Below are 3,108 nucleotides of genomic sequence, written 5' to 3' on the forward strand. Positions count from 1 at the left end.
CTTAGGCACTGCCAATCTCAGCAGTTTCCTGAAGCAGACAGCAGTCACGCGGGTACACCTCGGCTCCGCAGTCAGAGTGAATGGGAACCCGCTGCTGCAGATTGATCCTAAGCGTCTGGAAGCTGTGCGTACCATCCTTGATCAGCGGCAGTGAATGTCACGGCTTTGATTCAGAACAGTGGTTCAGTTTCCTTTAGTGAGAAGGAATTATCAAATAAAAGAAAACAAAGAAGCTATTCAACGCCCGTTGATTAGCTTCTTTGCTGTGGGGGCTGGTACAGGCAGTAGCTTAGTAGACGGGCGCATTTTCCATATGGGGAGTGCGGTGTTTTTTTGAGAGAGTTTGTTATTAACAATTTGATAATATCAAAATCCTGTGCTACACTTGTGTTAATAACAAAATGTTAATAACACAAACAGGAGGTAATCATCATGTTCGGATTCAGATTCGTGAAATTCCAGCCCAGCGAGTATGTGCTTAAGGTGAAGAACGGCAAGGTTGTGCGTGAAGGCGTAGGGCTTTCTTTTCATTATTACGCACCTACGACTTCAGTAATTGTGGTTCCGGTATCCTCGATAGATGTTCCGTTCATGTTCGAAGAAATTACGAATGATTATCAGACGGTGACGGTGCAGGGGCAGCTGACCTACCGGATTGTCGACTATCGCAAAACCACGCAAATTCTCAACTACACCTACAATTTGAAAAAGAATACCTATCTCTCCGACGATCCGGGCAAACTGGCCCAGCGGGTAATCAACATCGCCAAGGTACTGACCAAGAAGCAGCTGGAGCAGCTGCCGCTGCGTGAAGCAATCCAGTCCAGCGAGCGTCTGGCGAAGACCATTACCCAGGAAATTGAACGGAATGCAGAGATAGAGAAGCTGGGGATCGAGCTGATGGGGCTCTCGATTCTGGCCATTGTGCCGAATAAAGAAACCCTCCGCGCACTGGAAGCCCAGGCCCGGGAGGAAATTCTCCGCAGCGCCGACAATGCCCTGTATGAACGCCGCAATGCTTCGATTCAGCAGGAACGCCGTGTGAAGGAGAACGAGCTGAACACGGAGATCGCCGTGGAGACCAAGAAGAAGCAGATCCGCGAAACCCAGCTTGATGCCGAGCGGTTCGTGAAGCAGAAGCAGAATGAAATGAAGGAAGAGCAGCTCAGCTTCGATACGGCGCTGGAGGAGAAGAAGCAGGAGCTGATCGGCCTGACGGTAGCCAACCACAAAGCTGAAGCGGATGCCAAAGCCTACGAGCTGTCGGCAGTGATGAATTCGCTGCAGGGCGTATCGCCCAATGTGCTGCAGGCGCTCACCAATGTCGGCATGAAGCCGGATAAGCTGATTGCCATCGCATTCCAGGAGCTGGCCGAAAATGCCGGTAAGATCGGGCAGCTCAACATTACGCCGGATCTGCTCCAGGGCATTATGGCCGGTTCGGCAGGCGGCGGGACAGGTGCGGCGAGAGGAGCGGGAGGACGATGAACGGCGTGGCGCGCATGTCGGAGAACAAAATTGTACTGATCAAGCGCAAGACCCGGCTTGAAGAGCTGGTCGTCCGTTACAATACCATTCAGCAGGCCCAGTTCTATATTGAACGGCTGGGTGCGGACTTCAGCGATTATATCAGCGAGGATTTGACCTACCGCAAGGCTGTGGAGACGGCGGTTATCGAGCTGAGCGCAGTTGGCCGGGTACAGCTGCTGGAACGGCAGCATGTACCGAATTTCATCTTTGGGGATGAAGACACAGTGGTTGTGGTGGGGCAGGACGGACTTGTGGCCAATACGCTGAAATACTTGCGTGAGCAGCCCCTGATCGGTGTGAATCCCGATCCTCAGCGCTGGGACGGTGTACTGCTGCCGTTCACCGTCAAGGATCTGCGGCTTCTGCTGCCGGATGTTTTCCGCGGCCGCCGCGAGGTGCGTGAGGTGACGCTGGCCAAGGCCGAGCTGAATGACGGCCAGAGCCTCTACGGTGTCAACGACCTGTTCATCGGACGCAAAACCCATGTGTCGGCGCGCTATCTGCTGCAGCTGAGCGGTACTGCCGAGCAGCAGTCCTCCAGCGGGATTATTGTCTCCACCGGCATGGGCTCCACCGGCTGGCTGCGCAGCGTGCTTGCAGGAGCAGCAGGCATTGCCCGCAGTGCTGCCGGAATAGGGCTGGCCGCACCGGAGGCTGCAGCCGGGCTGGCCGGAGCGGATGCTAGAGGACGGCTCGCCTGGGATCATCCCCACCTCTACTTTGCGGTAAGGGAACCTTTTCCTAGCCGGACGACATCTGCCGGACTTGTGTTCGGACAGATCGGCAGCCATCAGCCGCTGCGGATTATTTCACAGATGCCGGAGGACGGGGTGATTTTCAGCGATGGCGTAGAAAGCGACTTTCTGGAGTTTAACTCGGGCGTGGAGGCGGTCATCAGTCTGGCCGAGAAGAAGGGGCGGCTGGTTGTATAAAATGCAAAGGCTGTCTCTGCAGACATCTGCGGGAGACAGCCTTTTTAAGTGTCAACGGTATTCAGAATAGCTCCTGATTATCTGCTTGTCCCAATTATTGGAAGTTGCGTTCCATTCCCTGGTTCATGGAGGAACCAAAGTTTTGTCCCACCGAGCCCATAGCTCCGATCGAACCTATGGAACCCATAGAAGCATTGGAGCCAAAGGAAGTTGATGGCATTGAATGCATCGATGAGCTTACAGGAGTATGCGTTGTATGCAAAGGCTGCTGATTAAAGGAAGAATTGAAGGACGGGCTGAAACCCTGTGCTCCGGTATTATAGCTGGCAGCACCGGTATTAAAGTGCGGGAGACCGGTATTGAAGCTTGCAGCACCGGTAGTCTGGGAGCTCTGCTCCAGCTGTCTCAGCGTCTGGGTTACCTGCTGCAGCTGTTGAACGGCAGTGTGGTGGCCCTGCAGTGCATGTTGAATGATCTGGGTGGCCTTGTGCTCACGCTGAGCCAGTTCTTCCAGTTTCACGGCATTTTGCTGCTCCTGCTGGAGAAGCTGCTGGTAATTCTGGCTGGCTTGCTGAGTCTGGGCGACAAGCTGCTGGATAATCTGCTCGCATTGATTGATCTGGCTGGAAAGATTTGAGTTCAAAGG

The 3,108-nt window shown here is 54.0% G+C and carries 3 protein-coding genes; all 3 read left to right on the plus strand.

Going from position 1 to position 3,108, the window contains the following annotated elements; translation table 11 throughout:
* The first annotated feature begins 432 nt into the window (after positions 1 to 432).
* The gene (locus AQR02_RS01915) at positions 433 to 1,488 is read left to right on the plus strand and encodes an SPFH domain-containing protein (protein ID WP_054939152.1); all 1,056 of its coding nucleotides are present in this window, start codon (positions 433 to 435) and stop codon (positions 1,486 to 1,488) included.
* Complete coding sequence (locus AQR02_RS01920; RefSeq protein WP_054939153.1) at positions 1,485 to 2,462, plus strand: diacylglycerol kinase catalytic domain-containing protein; 978 nt, start codon at positions 1,485 to 1,487, stop codon at positions 2,460 to 2,462. Before AQR02_RS01915 ends, AQR02_RS01920 begins: the two co-directional genes overlap by 4 nt.
* A gap of 256 nt (positions 2,463 to 2,718) precedes the next feature.
* Positions 2,719 to 3,099: a hypothetical protein gene (locus AQR02_RS35415; protein ID WP_054939154.1), complete on the plus strand. Its 381-nt coding sequence runs from the start codon at positions 2,719 to 2,721 to the stop codon at positions 3,097 to 3,099.
* Positions 3,100 to 3,108: the final 9 nt, after the last annotated feature.

The organism is Paenibacillus ihuae, from assembly GCF_001368795.1.
Lineage (GTDB): Bacteria > Bacillota > Bacilli > Paenibacillales > Paenibacillaceae > Paenibacillus_AQ > Paenibacillus_AQ ihuae.

Bases quoted from the DNA above. Each gene is read 5' to 3' on its own strand.
- AQR02_RS01915 (WP_054939152.1), top strand. From the start codon at position 433: ATGTTCGGATTCAGATTCGTGAAATTCCAGCCCAGCGAGTATGTGCTT.
- AQR02_RS01920 (WP_054939153.1), top strand. From the start codon at position 1,485: ATGAACGGCGTGGCGCGCATGTCGGAGAACAAAATTGTACTGATCAAG.
- AQR02_RS35415 (WP_054939154.1), top strand. From the start codon at position 2,719: ATGCAAAGGCTGCTGATTAAAGGAAGAATTGAAGGACGGGCTGAAACC.